Below are 17,447 nucleotides of genomic sequence, written 5' to 3' on the forward strand. Positions count from 1 at the left end.
CTCTCGCGCGCCTCCGGCACGCTGCCTCTCAGTCCCAGTCCAGGCCGCGGCGACGCCAGACATAGGCGTACGCGACCAGGACGGTGACGATGAACAGCACCATCTCGACCAGCCCGAAGACCCCGAGCTGGTCGAAAGCGACCGCCCACGGATAAAGGAAGATGATCTCGATGTCGAACACGATGAAGAGCATCGCGGTGATCATGTACTTCAACGGGAACCGGCCGCCGCCGACGGGCTGCGGCGTGGGCTCGATGCCGCACTCGTAGGCGTCGAGCTTCGCGCGGTTCCAGCGCTTTGGGCCGGTGAAGGGCGCGATTCCCACGGAGAAGACGGCGAAGCCCGCCGCGAGAACCGCGAGCACCAGGATAGGCACATACAGTTCCATCGCTATGCGTCCCCTCTGAGCGCTGAAGCTTCGGTCAATCGGTTGCTGAGTCTAGGCAGGTCGATCATCGATCTTCGTTCCGGGTGCTGTGTCATGCCGGTGGCGTGACCTTGGACAGGGCGTTGATGATCCGGTCTGACGCATCGCCCTGCCGGTCCGTGAGGTTACCAAGGAGTTTCAGAGCGAACCGCATCAGAGTGGGATGTGGCAGGCCGTGCCGCGTGAGGAACCCCATCACGCCGGGCTTGCCGATGGCCTCGACGAACAGCCGCCCGAGGGTGAAGTAGCCGCCGTAGGCGTCCTTGAGCGTCTTCGGGTAGGCGCGCAGAACGCGCTCCCGCTGGGCGGGGGTGGTGCCGGACACGGCCGTGACGATGGTGTCGGCGGCGATGCGGCCGGTCTCCATCGCGTAGGCGATGCCCTCGCCGTTGAAGGGGTTGATCATGCCGCCCGCGTCTCCGACGAGCACCAGGCCGCGGGTGTAGTGGGGCTGCCGGTTGAAGGCCATCGGCAGCGCGGCGCCGCGGATCGGCCCGGTCATGTTCTCCTCGGAGAACCCCCACTCGGAGGGCATGTTCTTGACCCAGCGGCGCAGCAGGTCGCGGTAGTCGAGGTTCTGGAACGCCTCGCTCGTGTTGAGCAGCCCGAGTCCGACGTTGCTGGTGCCGTCGCCGACGCCGAAGACCCAGCCGTAGCCGGGAAGGAGCCGCGAGGAGCCGTCGGCGTCGGTGTCCCACAGCTCCAGCCAGGTCTCCAGCCAGTCGTCGTCGTGACGGGGGCTTGTGTAGTAGGTGCGCACGGCGACGCCCATGGGGCGGTCGGTGCGCTTGTGCAGGCCCATCGACAGGGACAGCCGCGTGGAGTTGCCGTCGGCGGCCACGACCAGGCGCGAGCGGTAGGTCACCGGCTCGCCGTCGTGCTTGGCGGTCACCCCGACGATGTGGCCGCTGCGCGGGTCGAGCACGGGACCGGTGACGTTGACGCCCTGGAGCAGCCTGACGCCCCCGCGCTCGGCGTTGTCGGCCATGATCTGGTCGAAGTCGAGGCGCGTGCGCACCAGGCCGAAGTCGGGATAGCTCGACAGCTCAGGCCAGGCGAGCTCGATGCGCATGCCGCCGCCGACGGCCCGGAGCCCCTTGTTCCTGATCCAGCCGGGGGCGTCGATGTCGACGCCCATGGCGATCAGCTCCTTGACGGCGCGCGGCGTCAACCCGTCCCCGCATACCTTCTCGCGCGGGAACCGGGTCTTCTCCAGCAGCAGCACGTCGAAGCCGGCCTGTGCGAGATAGAAAGCCGTGGTCGAACCCGCCGGTCCGGCACCGACGACGATGATGTCGGCGTCCGCCGCGGGAGCTGACTCGCTCACGGGACCTGTCCTGTCCTGGGTGTCGAGGGCCTCGGGTTTGGGGCCTTCGTTCCTTTGTGAACCACTTCACAAACTTGTCGGCGGAAGTCTAACCCTTTTTCCCTGCCCGATGTCAGATGGAGCTTACCTACTTGCCCACGGTTGGTTTACCAGCCCGATGGAGGGCCACGATGCCGAGGGAAAGATTGCGCCACTCGACCCGCTCCCAGCCCGCCTCCTGGAGAAGCCGGGCGAGACTGGCCTGATCAGGCCAGGCGCGGATCGACTCGGCGAGATATTCGTACGAGTCGGGATTGGAGCTCACGGCGCGGGCGACGGGCGGCAGGAGCTTCATGATGTATTGCGTGTAAACCAGCTCGAACGACTTCACCGTGGGCCTGGAGAACTCGCAAACCACCAGCCGCCCGCCTGGCTTGGTGACCCGCAGCATCTCGCGCAGCGCCTCGACCGTGTCGTTGACGTTGCGCAGCCCGAACGAGATCGTCACCGCGTCGAACGTGTCGTCCGCGAAGGGAAGCCTGAGAGCGTCGCCCCCGACGAACGTGACGCCGCGCACTCCCCCGCCCCGCAGCCCCGACCCCCCATGCCGCTCGGCACCCGTGCGCAGCATGCCGAGAGAGAAGTCACAGGCGATCGCCCGCGCCCCGAGGCCGGTGAAGGCGTCGGTCGAGGTGCCGGTGCCCGCCGCGAGGTCGAGGACGAGCTCACCCGGGCCGGCGTCGACGGCGACCGAGGTGGCCTTGCGCCAGGACCGGTCTTGGCCCAGCGAGAGGACATCGTTGACCAAGTCATAGCGCCGGGCCGTGCGGTCGAACATCGCCGCCACCTCGTGCGGCTGTTTGTCCAAGGATGCACGCGTCATGCGACCAGCTTAGTGCGCATGAGGTGATCGACCCAAAGTAGCCACCTCATTACTTAGCGTCTGCTAGGACTTGGTGAATGTTTGCCCGAAACTCGACCCGAAACTCGATCGCGATCGCCGTCCCGCTGGTCGCGGGAGCCCTCGCCGTCCTCCCCTGCGCCCCCGCCTCGGCCGGGGACGTCGCGCAGGCCCGCGTCGTCTCGGCCCATCCCGTCGCCACCACTCCCCACGTTCTCGATGGCATCGTCAACGCCTTCGCCCTGGTGGGGGGCACCGTCGTCGTCGGCGGCGCGTTCAGCCAGGTGCGCGAGGCGGGCGGCTCCACGACGCTGCGGAGAAGCAACCTCTTCGCCTACGACCTCGCCACAGGAAAGGTGGACCCCCGCTTCGCACCGCGGCTGGACGGCCCGGTCAACGCGCTGGCGGCGGGTCCCGACGGCTCGGTCTACGCCGGCGGCGCGTTCATCACCGCGGGCGGCGCGGGCGGCGCCGGCCGGGGCCTCGTCCGGTTCGGCCTCACCGACGGCTCGCCGGTCGCCGGCTTCTCGGCGCCGGTGCGCGGCGGCGACGTCTCCGCCCTCGTGCTCCACGGCGGCAAGCTCTACGTCGGCGGGGACTTCACCGGCATCGGCCGCACCGGCCGCGCGGCGCTCGCCCGCGTCGACCCGGCAACCGGAGCGGTCGATCCGGCCTTCACGGTCACCCCGGGGGGAGGGCGCGGCGGCAGCCTCAAGGTCTACGCGATGGCCGCCGCCCGTGACCGGCTCGCGGTCGACGGCTCCTTCACCACCCTCGACGGGCTGCGCCGCCCGCAGGTGGGCCTCATCGACATCGGCGCCTCGCGGCCTTCGGTAACCGGCTGGCACACCGAGGCGTACGCCCCCGACTGTAAGGACGTGTTCCCCTCTTACGTGCGAGGCCTGGATTTCTCACCAGACGGACAGTATTTCGTCATCGTGACGACAGGAGGCGCCAAGGGAGCCAACAAGCTGTGCGATTCAGCGGCGCGCTTCGAGACCTATTCACATGGTGACACCATCAGGCCCACGTGGGTCAACTTCACCGGGGGCGACTCGCTGTACTCGGTCGCGGTGACCGGGGCCGCGGTCTACGTCGGCGGCCATCAGCGGTGGCTGAACAACCCCAGAGGGTCGGACTCCGCAGGACCCGGAGCGGTGGCGCGACCCGGCATTGGAGCGATTCAACCCACCACCGGCAGAGCGCTCACATGGAACCCAACTCGCGACCGGGGCATCGGTGTCAAAGCGTTCCTGGCTCACAAAGGCGGCCTTCTCGTCGGAAGCGACACCACGCACCTCGGACACGAGTACCATGCCCGGGTCGGCATGTTCCCGCTTCTCTAAGCCCTGTGGCCCTTGCTGATCTGCTCACTCACCGCGTCTCGCTGCTTGGACAGCAGCACGTAGCTGGCTATGCCGCTGATCACGAAGCTGATCACGATGAGCCAGAAGGCGTCGTGAACGCCGATCAGGAAGAGGACACCAAGGGTGACGACGAACAGGCCGAGCCGTGACGCGGTGTAAACAAGAAACGATCGCACAACGTCGAGGCTACGCCACCAGCCCGGTGGAGCGGTCTACTGGCCGCCTCTGGGCGGGGAGCCGATTACGTCCGTGGAGCTTTACACCGCTCACTTCGCATCGGGAGCGAGCACTGCTAGTGTTCCCAACACGGCGCTTTTGTAAAGAAACACCCACGAGCGCCCCAAAGAGGCTCTATCATATAACAAACGGGCAGTCAGCTGATAACAACCCGTGATCTTTCGATCTAAATCACGGATATATCAGATTTCCGCTCAGCAAACTGGATACCTGTCCGCCCGCTTCAGGATGCGGGATGCGAGGGGGAGAGATTGTGGAGAGTAGCAGCGAACGTCTGCTGACCCCCGGAGAGGTTGCCGCCCTCTTCCGGGTCGATCCAAAAACGGTTACGCGCTGGGCAGCGGCAGGCCGCATCAGCAGCATCCGTACCCCCGGAGGGCACCGGCGTTTCCGCGAGTCGGAGGTGCACGCTCTCCTGCGTGGTGAGGAAGTCCTAACGGCCGAACGGCCGAGCGGCGACTCACCACGTGTTTGATGTACCGGCGAGAGCACGCCGTCCCTGGCGACCATCGGGGGGCACGGTGGGCTCGAAGCCACGTTGCACCACCCGGTGATCCTGCGTGCCCCCCGGAAGCCGCAGGGTCACTGTTCTTTTTAGGACGCGCCTTTAATGCCTTTACGGGTGCGATCTGTTCTCCGTGTCCGGCCGGTGCGGCCCTCCTGGTGGCGTCACTTCCATGGCGCCACGAGCGGGCTCGCCACCGGCACGCGGCCGTCCGGCGCGCACTCCCCCGGAGCCGGAGCTCAGTGGTCGGTGGCCTGCGACTCCTTGAACGCCAGGAACTCGCGCTCCAGGTCGTCGTTCTCGTCCTTCCAGCGCCTGCGCCGCTCGGCGTCCTGCTCCTCGGTGATCGACTCGGGCAGCCAGCGGTCGTAGTCGGGGTCGCTGGGCGCGAGCTCCACGTAGGCGTTGCCGATCAGGCGGCCATCGTCACTGGTGAGGGAATGCGGTATCCGCAACGTCCCGTCCGCGAGCCGGATGACGTACATGGCGGATCACCTAGATTCCGTAGCGCCGGTTGAAGAAGAGCATGACATTGAGAGCGGCCCGGGTGTCTCCGTTCAGCATGTCGAGCAGCGCCGGCCGCTGCCGGGAGGCGATGGCCGCGAAGGCGTCGGCGAAGAACTCCTTGCGGCCGAGGCCACCCGGCTGCTTGTGGAACGCCGAGGCGAACAGGTGCCCGCATTCCTCGTAGAGGGCGACGAACTCCGGCGAGTCGGACACCCATTCGCCAGGCGCCGAGTCGATGTCGTCGAGAGCGTGACCGGTCTCGTGCATCATCACGTCGGGCGTGGGCGAGGGCCGGTCGCCCACCACGATCTTGCGGTCGCCGTACGCGCCGGCGCAGACGTCCCAGGTCGCCTTGCCCGAGGGCAGCGGCGCGCCCCGGAGATAGCCCATGTCGTCCAGATCGGGCACGCCACCGGGCCCGACGTAGATGCCGTCGAGTCCGACCGCCAGGAGGGCCTTCAGGCGCTCGGGGAGCCGGGCGAGGCTGTCCACGGCGCGCACCGCGTCGGCCGACGGGGGGCCGTTCACCGCGTCCCACTGGCGGTAGAGGATCTGCTCCAGCGGGCCGCAGTGTTTCAGCCCGTCGCGCATGTCCGGCGTGTCGGGCGAGTTGGGCTGGGCCAGCGGGGGCTCGTCGTCGAGCTCGAAGTCGCGCCAGATGTACTGCGGCCGGTCGACCACGGGGGCGGTGACGGCGCGCATGGCGTCGGCCCGGGGCTGCTCGCCCTGCCAGAACGCGTCGGCGCGGCTCTCCCTGCGGTTCGCCCTGCGCCCGCTGTCGCGATAGTCCGTACGGTCGCGTGCCTGATCGGCGCGCCCCTCACGGAACGACTCGGGACGCCCCTCACGGAACGACTCGGGACGCCCCTCACGGAACGACTCGGGACGCCCCTCACGGAAGGACTCGGGACGGCCGTCTCTGCCGTCCGTGGGCTCCGGGGTTCCCTCGCGAGGGGACTCTCCGCGGCGGGGAAGGCCGTACGGCGCCTTCTGCCGCCAGCGCGGCCCTCTGCGATGGCGACCCCTGTCGCCGGAATACGCCGTCAAGGCGACGGCCAGGGGGCCCGGGCGAGCGCGAACAACGGCACGCACCTCTCACGTCCGCGAAGCGTGGTCACGGTCCACGGTACGACGAGGCCGCTCGGGAAGTCATCAGGAATGTCCTACGGGGATGGATCCGCCCGGCTCCCGAGGGACATCCGGGGACATCCGGGGGACGCTGTCACGCCCCGAAAACACGATCTACCGTCGAATGGCTTACGCTGCGGACATGCCTAGCGTGCTTCTTGGCCTGGCCCTGTTAGCCTTCTGGCTTTACTGCCTGTTCGATGTGATCACCACACCGGAGGAGGACGTAAGGAACCTGCCCAAGCTCCTGTGGGTTCTCATCGTCGTCCTCCTGGTCGACCTCGGTGGCCTTCTGTGGCTGCTGCTCGGCCGCCCCCAGAGCGAGCAGGCAGTTCAGCGACAGCGCATCGGCCGCGCCGGCCGGCCCCGGCCCTCCGTGCCCCGTGGACCCGACGACGACCCCGACTTCCTCCGCGACCTAGACCGGCGCCTCCGCAGGGAGGACGACTGACCCCCCGCGCGTCTCCCTGACCCACAGAGACAGCATGCCCGTACCGGCCTCATCGGCGGGCACGGGCGGCGGAACGGCCCGCTCGTAGGGGACGAGCGGGCCGTTCAGGGGACGCCTAAGGGCCTACGGCACCTGCGCGTAGGAATGCAGGCCCGACAGGAAGATGTTCACCCCGACCAGGTTGAACAGCAGACAGCCGAAGGCGATCAGCTGGACGATCACCGCCGCCCGGCCGCGCCATCCGGCGGTGGCCCTGGCGTGCAGGTAGGCCGCGTAGGCGATCCAGGTGATGAACGCCCAGACCTCCTTGGGGTCCCAGCCCCAGTAACGGCCCCACGCCTTGTCCGCCCACAGGGCGCCCGCGATCACCGCGAACGTCCAGATCGGGAAGGCGATCACGATGGCCCGGTGGGCGACGCGCTCCAGATCGTCGCGCCCGGGGAGCCGCGACGGCCCGTCCTTGCGGCCCAGGAACAGGATCCCCGAGACCCCGGCGACGATGAACAGGCCGCTCGCGAAGATCGCGGCGGTGACGTGGATGGCGATCCAGTACGAGTTGAGCGCGGGCACGACCGGCCCCGCCTGCACGTGCAGGTAGCGGACGGCGAAGCCGAGCCCGAGCGCCGCCGCGACCGAGACGAAGGCCCCGAGGAACCGCACCGGCTGCCTGGCCTGCATCACGAGGAACGCGGTCACGGCGGCGAAGCAGATCGCCACCACGAACTCGTACATGTTGCCCCAGGGCCAGCGGCCCACCGCGAAGCCCCGGGTGACGATGGCCCCGAGGTTGGCGGCCCATCCGACACAGCTCAACGCGACCGCGAGAGTGCCCGCACGGGCGGCCCAGGCGGGCCGAGTGCCTCCCGCGCCGGCCGCGGAGCCCGTCCCGGCCCCGCCCGTACGGGCGTCGGTCGTGGTGACCTCGCCCGCCTCGGCGACGGCCCCGCCGCCGGCGGGGACGAGCTCGCGTGCCGGTTCGGCCGCCCGGGCCCGGCCGAAGCCGAGATCGAGCGCGTAGCCGATCATGGCAAGGACATACAGCAGGACGGTCGCGAGGATCAGCTGGTCGCTGAGCGTGGCGAGCCCTGAGTTGACGTCAGTGGGCATCCTTTACTCCTTGACGCGAGGCGGCATCGCCGGCCTCGGGACCTCGAAGGGCCGTGACGATCTGGGAGAACTCCTCGGCGAAGCCGGGGCCGCCCTCGGTGCGCGTCAGCCCGCCGACCTCGACCTCGGTCGCGCCCTCCCCCTCCTTGACCCGCGCCCAGACCCGGCGGCGGCGGACGGTGAGGGAGAGCACGAGCCCGAGGACCGACAGGCCCGCGGCGATCAGGGCCGGGATCCGGCCGGGGTCGTAGGCGATCTGGAGGCTGATCCACTCGCGAACGCCCGTGAGCTGAATGGACCCGGCGCCACCGGGCAGCGGCAGGGTCTCGCCGATGGCGAGCGGCTTGGTGTTGAGCCCCATCACCAAGGGCTTGAGGTTCTTGGTGTCGAGCTGGTAGACCGACTGCGGCCGGCCCGACTTCATCCCGAGGTCGCCGGAGAAGGCGAACACCTGGGCCGTGGGGTTGGCGGCGCCGGGGAAGACCGAGACGTACGAGCCGTCCTGCGCGGGCACGGTCGTCGGCAGGAAGCGCACCAGGAACCCGAGCTGGTCGGGCACGGCGTCCGGCACCTTGATCACGCACTCGGAGGTGTAGGTCACCTGGTCGGCGGTCAGGCACGGCACCGGCCCCTCGAAGGCCACCTGCCCCTTCCCGTCGAGGATCTTGAACGTGGGGGCGTACCCATGCCCGAGCAGGTAGGTCTGGGTGCCGTTGACGTCGAGCGGCTCGTTGACCCGCAGGTCGTACGGCCGCTCACGCGCCCCTGGGCGGTCGGTCACCCTGAGCTTGGCCGAGAAGTCGAGCGGTTGCCCGCGCCGGTCCCCCGTGGCGACGTAGGTGGCCTGGAAGTCCGAGAGCGTGAAGGAGAACGGCTCCAGGGACTCGGCCGACACGTTCTGGCCGGGGATGTACCTGTCGTAGGCGGCGACGGTGTTGGCGAAACCGTTCCCCTCGACGAGCAGCACGTTGCCCCGGTAGCCGTACAGCCCGCCCGCGCCGACCGCGACCAGCAGGGCGAGCAGGGCGACGTGGAACAGCAGGTTGCCGGTCTCGCGCAGGTAGCCCTTCTCGGCCGACACCCAGCCGGGGCCGGTGACCGTGCGGAAGCGCTTCTTCCTGAGCTGTGCGGCGATCGACTCGACCGTGGCGCCGGGGGCCTCGAAGGAGGCGTGCTGGGGAAGCCTCGACAGGTTGCGCGGGGCCGCCGGAGGCGTGCGCCGGACCTCGCGCAGGTGGGCGGCCGCCCGGGGGATGACGCACCCGGCCAGCGACAGGAACAGCAGCAGGTAGGTCGCCGCGAACCACGGCGAGGTGAAGACGTCGAAGAGCCCGAGGCGGTCGAGCCACCTGGCCACGCCGGGGCTGTCCTTGAAGTACTGCGCGACCTTCTCGGGGCTGATCGACCGCTGCGGGTAGATCGAGCCCGGCACCGAGGCGAGCGCGAACAGGAACAGCAGGATCAGCGCCGTGCGCATCGAGGTGAGCAGGCGCCAGGCCCAGCGCAGCCAGCCCAACGGCCCGAGGCCGGCGGGGCCCGCCGGGTCGGCCCGGACCTCCTGGGTGAACGTCATCAGATCACCGGCTCGAATCCGCCCACCCAGCCCTGCATGCCCGCGATGATCTGGCCCCAGAGGCCGGTCACCAGCAGCACGCCGACGAGGACGAGCATGGCGCCTCCGATACGGGTGATGAGCTGGGAGTGGCGGCGCACCGCCTTGAACGTGTGGAGCGCCCTGCGGTAGGCCAGGGCCGCGAGGACGAACGGCAGGCCGAGGCCCAGCGCGTACGCGAAGGCCAGCACCGCGCCCCGCACCGCGCTGGCCTGGTCGAGCGACAGAGTGAGCACGGCGGACAGCGTGGGGCCGATGCACGGCGTCCAGCCGAGGCCGAACACCACGCCGAGCAGGGGCGCGCCCGCCATCCCCGCGGCGGGGAAGCGGTGGATGCGCACGTCCCGCTGGAGGCCGGGGATCAGTCCGAGGAAACCCAGCCCGAGCACGATCGTGAGGCCGCCGAGCACGCGGGTGACCACCTCGGCGTTACCGAACAGCATCGCCCCGAGGCTGCCGAACAGCGCGCCCCCCAGCACGAAGACCAGGGAGAAGCCCAGCACGAACAGGGCGCTGCCCGCCACCATGCGCCCGCGCCTCGGGTCGCCGCTCATGCCGGTGACGTACGACAGGTATCCGGGGACCAGCGGCAGCACGCACGGCGAGAGGAACGACACCAGCCCGGCCGCCACCGCGACGGGCAGGGCGACGATCAGCGAGCCGGCCGCGACCGTGCTCGCGAGGTCGGTCACGGCGCACCCACGTGGTCGCTACTTCTCATCGCCGACCTTGGTGATCACGTCGTAGAGATCGGAGTACTTGACCTCTCCGAGGGCGCGGGCGGCGACCCTGCCCTGCCGGTCGAGCACCAGCGTGGAGGGGATCGCCGCGGGGTTCACCATGCCGTGGAACGCGAGCGCGACCTTGCCGGGCTGGTCGTACAGGCTGGGATACCCGGGCTGCTGCGTGCGCTGGAAGGCCATGGCCTGCGCCTTGTCGTCCTTGAAGTCGACGCCGAGGAACTGGACGCCGCTGTCCTTGGTCTTGGCGGCGATGTCCTTGAGCACGGGGGCCTCGCTGCGGCAGGGAGCGCACCAGGAGGCCCAGAAGTTGAGCACCACGACCTTGCCCTTGTGGTCGGCGAGGCTCGCGGGGGTGCCCTCCAGCGTCTCGCCCTGGATCGCCGGGGCGGGCTGACGCTCCCCGGCCGGGAAGAGCCGCACCGCGCCGTCGCCCGCCACGAAGCGCGTGTCGCCGGACTGCGGCTGCGATGCCGGGGTTCCGGCGCAGCCCGCGAGAGCCGTCATGGCAAGGACCATGGTGACGAGGGCACGTGACTTCGCGGACACGGAGGAGGATCTCCTTGCACTACAAGCGGTAGAGCTTCAAACCCTACCCAGCGCACCGCACGCCCTCGAAATCGGGGCGGGCACCGGCGACTAACGACGTTTGGCCGGTTTGAGTAGTTTAGGCGGTTTGACGAGCGCCCCCGCCGGTTCGCTGTAGCCCACGCTCGTCAGCCGGTCGCCCTCGAAGGTGAAGCTGGTGAGGCTCGCGAGCCCGCACTGCCGCTTGCGCGGGTCATGCGCCAGCCTGCGGCCCTCCGCGGCCAGCCTGATGATCCAGATCGGGAGCTGGTGGCTGACCAGGACCACCTCGTGCCCCCGCGCCTCGGCACGCGCGTCGTCGATCATCGGCCGCATGCGCTTGACGATCTCGACGTACGGCTCGCCCCAGGAGGGACGGGCGGGGTTCCACAGGTGGCGGTAGTTGGCGGGCGCCCGGAACATGCCGCCGACGACCAGGCCCTCGAAGACGTTGTCGGCCTCGATCAGCCTGGCGTCGGTCTGGATCGGGAGCTCCAGCGTCGTGGACAGCGGGGTGGCGGTCTCCTGGGCGCGTTCCAGGGGTGAGCTGTACAACGCGACGATGTCGCGGCCCGCGAGCGCCTTGGCCACCATCTCGGCCATAGAGCGGCCGTTCTCGGAAAGGTGATATCCGGGCAATCTGCCGTAAAGCAGACCCTGGGGATTGTGCACCTCTCCATGGCGGAGCAGGTGAACAACGGTGCTTTCAGTCATGACGGACACCAGCCTACTGGGCCAGACCGGCCGTGGCATGACTAGACGTGGCGGACCGCCCGACATCCTCTGAGACCGGCAGGAGCCCGGAGGGCGGGCTCATCTGCCGCAGCACGTCGACGGCCGCGCGGATCGCCGGGCGCCGGGCGGCGTCCGTGCGCCACAAGGCGAAGATGCGGCGGGTCGGACGCGGAAGGATCGGAACGGCCCGGACGTCGGAGGACAGGACCTCCCTGCCGAGGCGCGGCACGATGGCACAGCCGTGCCCGGCCCCCACCAGGGCGATCTGCGTCGGGTACTCGTCGGCCATGCATGAGAACTCCGGCTCCAGCGACGCCGTCCTCAGGGTGAACACCAGCCAGTCGTGGCAGACCGTGCCCGGTGAGGAGCTGATCCAACGCTCGCCGTGCAACTCGGCGAGGTCGATCTCGCGCCGGTCGGCCAGGGGATGGCCGGCGGGCACCACCACGTCGGCCACGTCGTCGAACAGGGGGACCCGGGAGAGCCCCTCGGGGATGGCCATCGGCCGGTTCAGCCAGTCCTGGACCAGGGCGAGATCTAGCTCGCCCCGCGCCACCTCGCGGACCTGCCGCTCGGGCTCCCGCTCGTAGAGCACGAGGTCGAGATCGGGATGGCGGTGCTTCAGCTCCCTGAGCGCGCGGGGAAGCACGCCCCGGGCGGCCGTCGGGAACGCGGCGATCAACAGGCGCCCGACGACCGTGCCGCGCAGCGCCTCGAAATCGGCCTCCGCCGTCTCCACCAGCGCCAGGATGCGCTCGGCGTGCTCGGCGAGCAGGCCGGCCGCGTCGGTGAGCTTCACCCCGCGCCCGCTGCGCTCGATGAGCGTCGAGCCGGTCTCGCGTTCGAGCTTGGCGAGCTGCTGGGAGATCGCCGACGGTGTCACCATGAGCGCCTCGGCGGCGGCGCCGACCGAGCCGTACACGGCGACGGCGTGCAGGGCCTTCAGGCGGTGCAGATCCAGCATATAGCGATGCTAAACGATTTATCGGTGTAAGTCCCGCCTGGGCTGAAGGGTCACCCCTGGGAGGACGCGGAAGCGGCGGCCTTCGCGGCGGCGGGCAGCGCCTCGACGACCCGGGTCAGCGCCTCCTCGTCGTGGGCCGCCGACAGGAACCACGCCTCGTACGCCGACGGCGGCAGGTAGACGCCCTGGTCGAGCATGGCGTGGAAGAACGCGCGGTACGCCGGGGTGTCCTGGGCGCGGGCGCCCGCGAAGTCGGTGACCGGGCCGGGGGTGAAGAAGATCGAGAACAGGTTGCCCGCCGTCTGCAGCCGGTGGGGCACCCCGGCGGTGGCCAGGGCGTCGGAGGCGGCGCGGCCGATGATCAGGGCCGCGGCGTCCACCCGGTCGTACACCTCGTCGTCGCAGGCCCGCAGGGTGGCCAGACCGGCGGCGCAGGCCAGGGGGTTACCCGAGAGGGTGCCCGCCTGGTAGACCGGGCCCTCGGGCGCGAGCCGGTCCATGACCTCGGCCCGCCCGCCGAACGCCGCGGCCGGCAGGCCACCTCCCATGACCTTGCCGAACGTCATCAGGTCGGCGTCCACGGGGTCCAGGCCGTACCAGCCGGAGGCGGAGACGCGGAAGCCCGTGAGGACCTCGTCGATGACGAGAAGGGCGCCCCTGGCCGTGCACAGCTCGCGCAGCAGCGCGTTGAAGCCGGGGGCCGGCGGCACAACGCCCATGTTGGCCGGGCATGCCTCGGTGATCACGCACGCGATGTCGTCACCGTAGGCCTCGAAGGCCTCGGTGACCGCCTCGGGCGAGTTGTACGGAAGGACGATCGTGTCCGCCGCCGACGCGCCCGTCACACCGGGGGTGTCGGGCAGCCCGAAGGTCACCACGCCCGAGCCCGCGGAGGCGAGCAGGGCGTCGACGTGCCCGTGGTAGCACCCGGCGAACTTGACGACGCGCGAGCGCCCGGTGAAGCCGCGCGCCAGCCGTACGGCCGACATGGTGGCCTCGGTGCCGGAGCTGACCAGCCGGACCTTCTCGACCGGGCCGACCCGGGAGACGATCTCCTCCGCCAGCTCGACCTCACCCGGCGTGGCCGTGCCGAAGGACGTGCCGCGTGACAGGGCCTCGGTCAGCGCCTCCACCACGGCGGGGTGCCGGTGGCCGAGGATCATCGGGCCCCAGGAGCAGACGAGGTCGACGTAGCGGTTGCCGTCGGCGTCGACGATGTAGGGGCCGTCGCCCGACTCCATGAACCTCGGGGTGCCGCCGACGGCGCCGAAGGCGCGCACCGGCGAGTTGACGCCTCCCGGCACGACGGCCCGGGCGCGTTCGAACAGGTTCTCTGAGATCTTCGTGCGGCTCACGCGTCAAGGTTAGTCCCCGGGGCGCCGGGCCGGTCAGCCGAGTCGGGGGCCGCAGGGGTGAGCGCGAGGGCTCAGTCGATGGCGTCGGCCAGGCGGTCGAGGACGTGCAGAGGGTCGGGAAGGGGACGCCCGTCGGGAGGCCGCAGCCAGCGGGCCTGGCTTCCGTCGGCCAGCGACGACGGCGGGGCGAGGACGTAGCTGTCGCGGCAGTGCCAGCGGAGCCCGGGAGAGTCCTCGATGGTCTCGGGGCCGTAGTCGAGGTGGCAGGACCACCACTCGTCCTCGTCCTCGGGGGCGCCTCGCGTGGCGACGTAAAAAAGGACCCGGTCGCCGCTGGCGGCGACCGGGCCCGTGGCGAAGCCAGAGGCATCCATGGCGGCGAGGGCCGGCTGGCCCGCCGCCGCGGGTACGTCGAAGACGTCGAAGACCCTGCCCGTGGGAAGGATCACGCTCGCCTCGGGATTCTGCTCCCACCATCGGGTGAGCTGAGCGGTGTCCGTGGTCGCCATCATCTGCCAGGCCGGCGACAGCGGATGCGCCCCCGGGTCGGGACAGCCGACGCGGTCGCAAGAACAGGCCCGCCGTCCCTCGCGCAGCGGGTGGGCGCCCAGACAGCTGGCCCACCCCAGCTCGGCGTACTCGAGCACCGAGGCGATCATCTGCGCTTTCGCATGGGAACGGCCGCGCCGTTTCGCCCGGCGAGCCGTCAGCGGTACCCCCACCATCGTGTTCCTCCCCCACCCTGCCTTTCCCCGATGATGCCCGATGGGGACCGCGTAAGGTGACCCGACCCCCGGAAATGGCCCGTCAGGATAGTCTCCTGGCCACTTCAGTAGCCCAGTAGGTGAGGATCATGTCCGCCCCGGCGCGCCTGATGGCGATGAGCGACTCCATGATGACGCGCTCGCGGTCGATCCAGCCGTTGGCCGCCGCCGCCTCGACCATGGCGTACTCGCCGCTCACCTGGTAGGCCGCGACGGGCACGTCGACGCTGTCGCGCACCTGCCGCAGGATGTCGAGGTAGGCCAGCGCGGGCTTGACCATGACGGCGTCCGCGCCCTCGGCCAGGTCGAGGCGTACCTCGCGCAGCGCCTCGCCCACCGGGCCCGCGGGGTCCTGCTGGTAGCCGCTGCGGTCCCCGAACCGGGGGGCGCACTCGGCGGCCTCCCTGAACGGCCCGTAGAAGCCCGAGGCGTACTTCGCCGAGTAGGCCAGGATCGGGATGTGCGAGAAGCCGTTGGTGTCCAGCGCCGAACGGATCGCGCCCACCTGGCCGTCCATCATGCCGCTGGGGGCGATCACCTCCGACCCGGCCGCCGCCTGGGCGACCGCCACCGACGCGTAGCGCGTAAGGGTCGCGTCGTTGTCGACCTCGCCCTCGGCGGTGAGGACGCCGCAGTGCCCGTGGTCGGTGAACTCGTCGAGGCAGGTGTCGCTCATCACCACGATGGAGTCGCCGAGGTCGGCGCGCAGGTCGCCCAGGGCCAGCTGGACGATGCCCTCGGGGTCGTCGCCCGCCGATCCCCTGGCGTCCTTGACGGCCGGGATCCCGAACAAGATGAGCGCGCCCACGCCCGCCTCGGCGGCGTCGTGGGCGGCCTTGCGCAGCGAGTCGCGCGTGTGCTGCACCACGCCGGGCATCGACGTGACCGGCTGGGGTTCGCTCACGCCCTCCTTGACGAACATCGGCAGCACCAGCTCGGCCGGGTGCAGCCGGGTGCCCGCCACCATGCGGCGGATCGGCGCGGTGCGTCGCAGCCTCCGAGGCCGCGCCACCGGAAACTCCGCGTTGCTCATCTTGTCTCCCCTCCCCGACCCTGTCCCGGATCTCGCGTACGCGCGAGGCGCGACGATGGGGAAATCGACTGTTCGGTTATTTGGCTCGGCGGCGAGCACCTCTGCGTGTCTGCGAGGGTCGCCGGGGGACGTCACCGGCCGCGACGGCCGCCTGACGCTGCTTGGCACCGTACTCCGCGAGCGCGGACGCCAGCGCCGAAGCCGACGGATTGTCGGCCATGATGTCGACCCGCAGGCCGAACTCCTCAGCGGTCTTGGCGGTCTGCGGCCCGATGACCGCGATCACCGTGACGTTGTGCGGCTTGCCGGCGATGCCGACGAGGTTCCTGACCGTGCTGGACGAGGTGAACAGCACGGCGTCGAAGCCACCGCCCTTGATCGCCTCGCGGATCGGCGCGGGCGGCGGGGCCGCCCGCACCGTGCGGTAGGCGGTCACGTCGTCGCACTCCCAGCCGAGCTCGGTGAGCCCGGCGATGAGCGTCTCGGTCGCGATGTCCGCCCTGGGGAGCAGGACCCGGTTGATCGGGTCGAGCATGGAGTCGTACGGCGGCCACTCGGCGAGCAGTCCCTCGGAGGAGTGCTCGCCCACGGGCACGAGGTCGGGCTTGACCCCGAACTCCACCAGCGCCTTCGAGGTGGCCTCGCCGACGGCCGCGACCTTCAGGCCGGCGAACGCCCGCGCGTCGAGGCCGTACTCCTCGAACTTCTCCCTGATCGCCTTGACGGCGTTGGCCGAGGTGAAGGCCACCCACTCGTAGCGGCCGGTCACAAGGCCCTTGATGGCGCGGTCCATCTGCTGGGGGGTGCGCGGCGGCTCCACGGAGATCGTCGGCACCTCCTCGGGCACCGCGCCGTACGACCTGAGCTGCTCGGACAGCCCGGCGGCCTGCTCCTTGGTGCGGGGGACAAGGACGCGCCAGCCGAACAGCGGCTTGTTCTCGAACCACGAGAGCCGGTCGCGCGTGCCGACGGCCTCCCCCACGACGATCAGCGCGGGCTCGGCGATGCCGGCGTGCTTGAGGTCGGCGGCGAGCCTTCCGAGCGAGGACACCACGGTGTACTGCTCGGTCGTGGTGCCGCTCTGGGTGACGGCCACCGGGGTGGTGTCGGGCTTGCCCCCGGCGATGAGCGCCTTGCCGATCGCGACCGCCTCGGCGATGCCGTTGTAGATCACCACCGTGCCCGCGGAACCGGCGTGGACGGACCAGTCGTCGACCTGGGTGGCGTCCACGATGCGGAACTCCGGCACCGCGACGGCCGGGGCGATGCCCGCGTAGGTGAGCACCGCCGTCGCCGGCGGCACGCCCGGGACGATCTCGAAGTCGACCTCCGCCTTGGCGCAGGCCGCCACCTCTTCGGTGACCGAGGAGAAGAAGCCGGGGTCGCCCGCGCAAAGGCGCACGACCCGGCACCCCGCCTTGGCCTCCTGGACGGCCTTCAGCGGCACCGCGCCCGTGTCCTCCGCGACGTCGATGACCTTGACGTCCTCGGGGCAGTGGCGCAGCAGGGCCCCGTAGGACTCCCTGTCGAGCACGACGACGTCGGCCCGTGACAGCAGGTCGGCGCCGCGCAGGGTGAGGAGGTTCTCGTCACCCGGTCCGGCCCCTACGAAGGCGACGAACCCGGCATGGCGTTCACCGGCCGTCTCCGTCGCGCCCGTCGTGGCCGCGCTCCTCTCCACGGCCTCGCCGCTCTCATCCGTCATGGTGCCGGCCGTCGTGGTGTCGGCCGTCTTGCCGGT

Annotated in this window: 19 protein-coding genes; 3 read left to right on the forward strand and 16 right to left on the reverse strand. The window is 70.3% G+C overall.

What is annotated here, in order from left to right; all coding sequences use genetic code 11:
• Positions 1-28: 28 nt before the first annotated feature.
• The 3 genes from ACGFIV_RS00140 to ACGFIV_RS00150 form a co-directional block, all read right to left on the reverse strand.
• Complete coding sequence (locus ACGFIV_RS00140; RefSeq protein ID WP_203993453.1) at positions 29-388, reverse strand: NADH-quinone oxidoreductase subunit A; 360 nt, start codon at positions 386-388, stop codon at positions 29-31.
• A 91-nt stretch (positions 389-479) separates the two neighbouring features.
• Positions 480-1,754 carry a geranylgeranyl reductase family protein gene (locus tag ACGFIV_RS00145; RefSeq protein WP_358548409.1) on the reverse strand — a complete coding sequence of 425 codons (1,275 nt, stop codon included), beginning with the start codon at positions 1,752-1,754 and terminating at the stop codon, positions 480-482.
• A gap of 127 nt (positions 1,755-1,881) precedes the next feature.
• Entirely contained in the window at positions 1,882-2,616 is a 735-nt protein-coding gene (locus ACGFIV_RS00150) for a demethylmenaquinone methyltransferase (RefSeq protein WP_358548406.1), read from the reverse strand.
• Between the two features lie 77 nt (positions 2,617-2,693).
• Here ACGFIV_RS00150 and ACGFIV_RS00155 point away from each other — a divergent pair, with 77 nt between their 5' ends.
• Positions 2,694-3,980 carry a delta-60 repeat domain-containing protein gene (locus ACGFIV_RS00155; RefSeq protein WP_392830543.1) on the forward strand — a complete coding sequence of 429 codons (1,287 nt, stop codon included), beginning with the start codon at positions 2,694-2,696 and terminating at the stop codon, positions 3,978-3,980.
• Here the strand turns inward: ACGFIV_RS00155 and ACGFIV_RS00160 are convergent.
• Positions 3,977-4,177, reverse strand: coding sequence for a DUF4229 domain-containing protein (locus ACGFIV_RS00160; protein WP_358548399.1), 201 nt, complete (start codon positions 4,175-4,177; stop codon positions 3,977-3,979). The two genes, ACGFIV_RS00155 and ACGFIV_RS00160, sit on opposite strands and share 4 nt — an antisense overlap.
• 296 nt (positions 4,178-4,473) lie before the next feature.
• Between ACGFIV_RS00160 and ACGFIV_RS00165 the strand changes: the two genes are divergently transcribed.
• Positions 4,474-4,713 (forward strand): BldC family transcriptional regulator, encoded by a 240-nt coding sequence (locus ACGFIV_RS00165; RefSeq protein ID WP_189165217.1) that lies wholly within the window; start codon positions 4,474-4,476, stop codon positions 4,711-4,713.
• A gap of 269 nt (positions 4,714-4,982) precedes the next feature.
• Here the strand turns inward: ACGFIV_RS00165 and ACGFIV_RS00170 are convergent, their stop codons facing one another.
• Together ACGFIV_RS00170 and ACGFIV_RS00175 are read right to left on the reverse strand one after the other, a co-directional pair.
• Complete coding sequence (locus ACGFIV_RS00170; protein WP_358548396.1) at positions 4,983-5,228, reverse strand: hypothetical protein; 246 nt, start codon at positions 5,226-5,228, stop codon at positions 4,983-4,985.
• 10 nt (positions 5,229-5,238) lie between these two features.
• Complete coding sequence (locus ACGFIV_RS00175; RefSeq protein WP_392830548.1) at positions 5,239-6,342, reverse strand: hypothetical protein; 1,104 nt, start codon at positions 6,340-6,342, stop codon at positions 5,239-5,241.
• 178 nt (positions 6,343-6,520) lie between these two features.
• On the opposite strand from ACGFIV_RS00175, the gene ACGFIV_RS00180 reads away from it, so the two are divergent.
• Complete coding sequence (locus tag ACGFIV_RS00180; protein WP_358548390.1) at positions 6,521-6,829, forward strand: PLDc N-terminal domain-containing protein; 309 nt, start codon at positions 6,521-6,523, stop codon at positions 6,827-6,829.
• 123 nt (positions 6,830-6,952) lie between these two features.
• Here ACGFIV_RS00180 and ccsA read toward each other — a convergent pair whose 3' ends face one another.
• From ccsA to ACGFIV_RS00230, 10 genes are all read right to left on the reverse strand, one after another.
• Positions 6,953-7,936 (reverse strand): cytochrome c biogenesis protein CcsA, encoded by a 984-nt coding sequence (gene ccsA / locus ACGFIV_RS00185; protein WP_392830552.1) that lies wholly within the window; start codon positions 7,934-7,936, stop codon positions 6,953-6,955.
• Entirely contained in the window at positions 7,926-9,509 is a 1,584-nt protein-coding gene (locus ACGFIV_RS00190) for a cytochrome c biogenesis protein ResB (protein ID WP_392830555.1), read from the reverse strand. Before ACGFIV_RS00190 ends, ccsA begins: the two co-directional genes overlap by 11 nt.
• Positions 9,509-10,240 carry a cytochrome c biogenesis protein CcdA gene (locus tag ACGFIV_RS00195; RefSeq protein WP_358548381.1) on the reverse strand — a complete coding sequence of 244 codons (732 nt, stop codon included), beginning with the start codon at positions 10,238-10,240 and terminating at the stop codon, positions 9,509-9,511. The genes ACGFIV_RS00190 and ACGFIV_RS00195 overlap by 1 nt, the downstream gene beginning before the upstream one ends.
• Before the next feature lie 18 nt (positions 10,241-10,258).
• Entirely contained in the window at positions 10,259-10,837 is a 579-nt protein-coding gene (locus ACGFIV_RS00200; RefSeq protein WP_358548378.1) for a TlpA disulfide reductase family protein, read from the reverse strand.
• A 90-nt stretch (positions 10,838-10,927) separates the two neighbouring features.
• Entirely contained in the window at positions 10,928-11,569 is a 642-nt protein-coding gene (locus ACGFIV_RS00205) for a histidine phosphatase family protein (protein ID WP_358548375.1), read from the reverse strand.
• Between the two features lie 13 nt (positions 11,570-11,582).
• Complete coding sequence (locus ACGFIV_RS00210; RefSeq protein WP_358548372.1) at positions 11,583-12,554, reverse strand: LysR family transcriptional regulator; 972 nt, start codon at positions 12,552-12,554, stop codon at positions 11,583-11,585.
• Positions 12,555-12,604: 50 nt separating this feature from the next.
• Complete coding sequence (gene hemL, locus ACGFIV_RS00215) at positions 12,605-13,909, reverse strand: glutamate-1-semialdehyde 2,1-aminomutase (protein WP_358548369.1); 1,305 nt, start codon at positions 13,907-13,909, stop codon at positions 12,605-12,607.
• Positions 13,910-13,980: 71 nt separating this feature from the next.
• Entirely contained in the window at positions 13,981-14,634 is a 654-nt protein-coding gene (locus ACGFIV_RS00220; protein ID WP_358548366.1) for a bifunctional DNA primase/polymerase, read from the reverse strand.
• 82 nt (positions 14,635-14,716) lie between these two features.
• Positions 14,717-15,706: a porphobilinogen synthase gene (gene hemB, locus ACGFIV_RS00225; RefSeq protein ID WP_358548363.1), complete on the reverse strand. Its 990-nt coding sequence runs from the start codon at positions 15,704-15,706 to the stop codon at positions 14,717-14,719.
• A gap of 76 nt (positions 15,707-15,782) precedes the next feature.
• Entirely contained in the window at positions 15,783-17,411 is a 1,629-nt protein-coding gene (locus tag ACGFIV_RS00230; RefSeq protein ID WP_392831104.1) for a uroporphyrinogen-III synthase, read from the reverse strand.
• Positions 17,412-17,447: the final 36 nt, after the last annotated feature.

Origin of the sequence: Sphaerisporangium sp. NPDC049003, from assembly GCF_043197795.1 — a bacterium.
Classification (GTDB): Bacteria; Actinomycetota; Actinomycetes; order Streptosporangiales; family Streptosporangiaceae; genus Sphaerisporangium.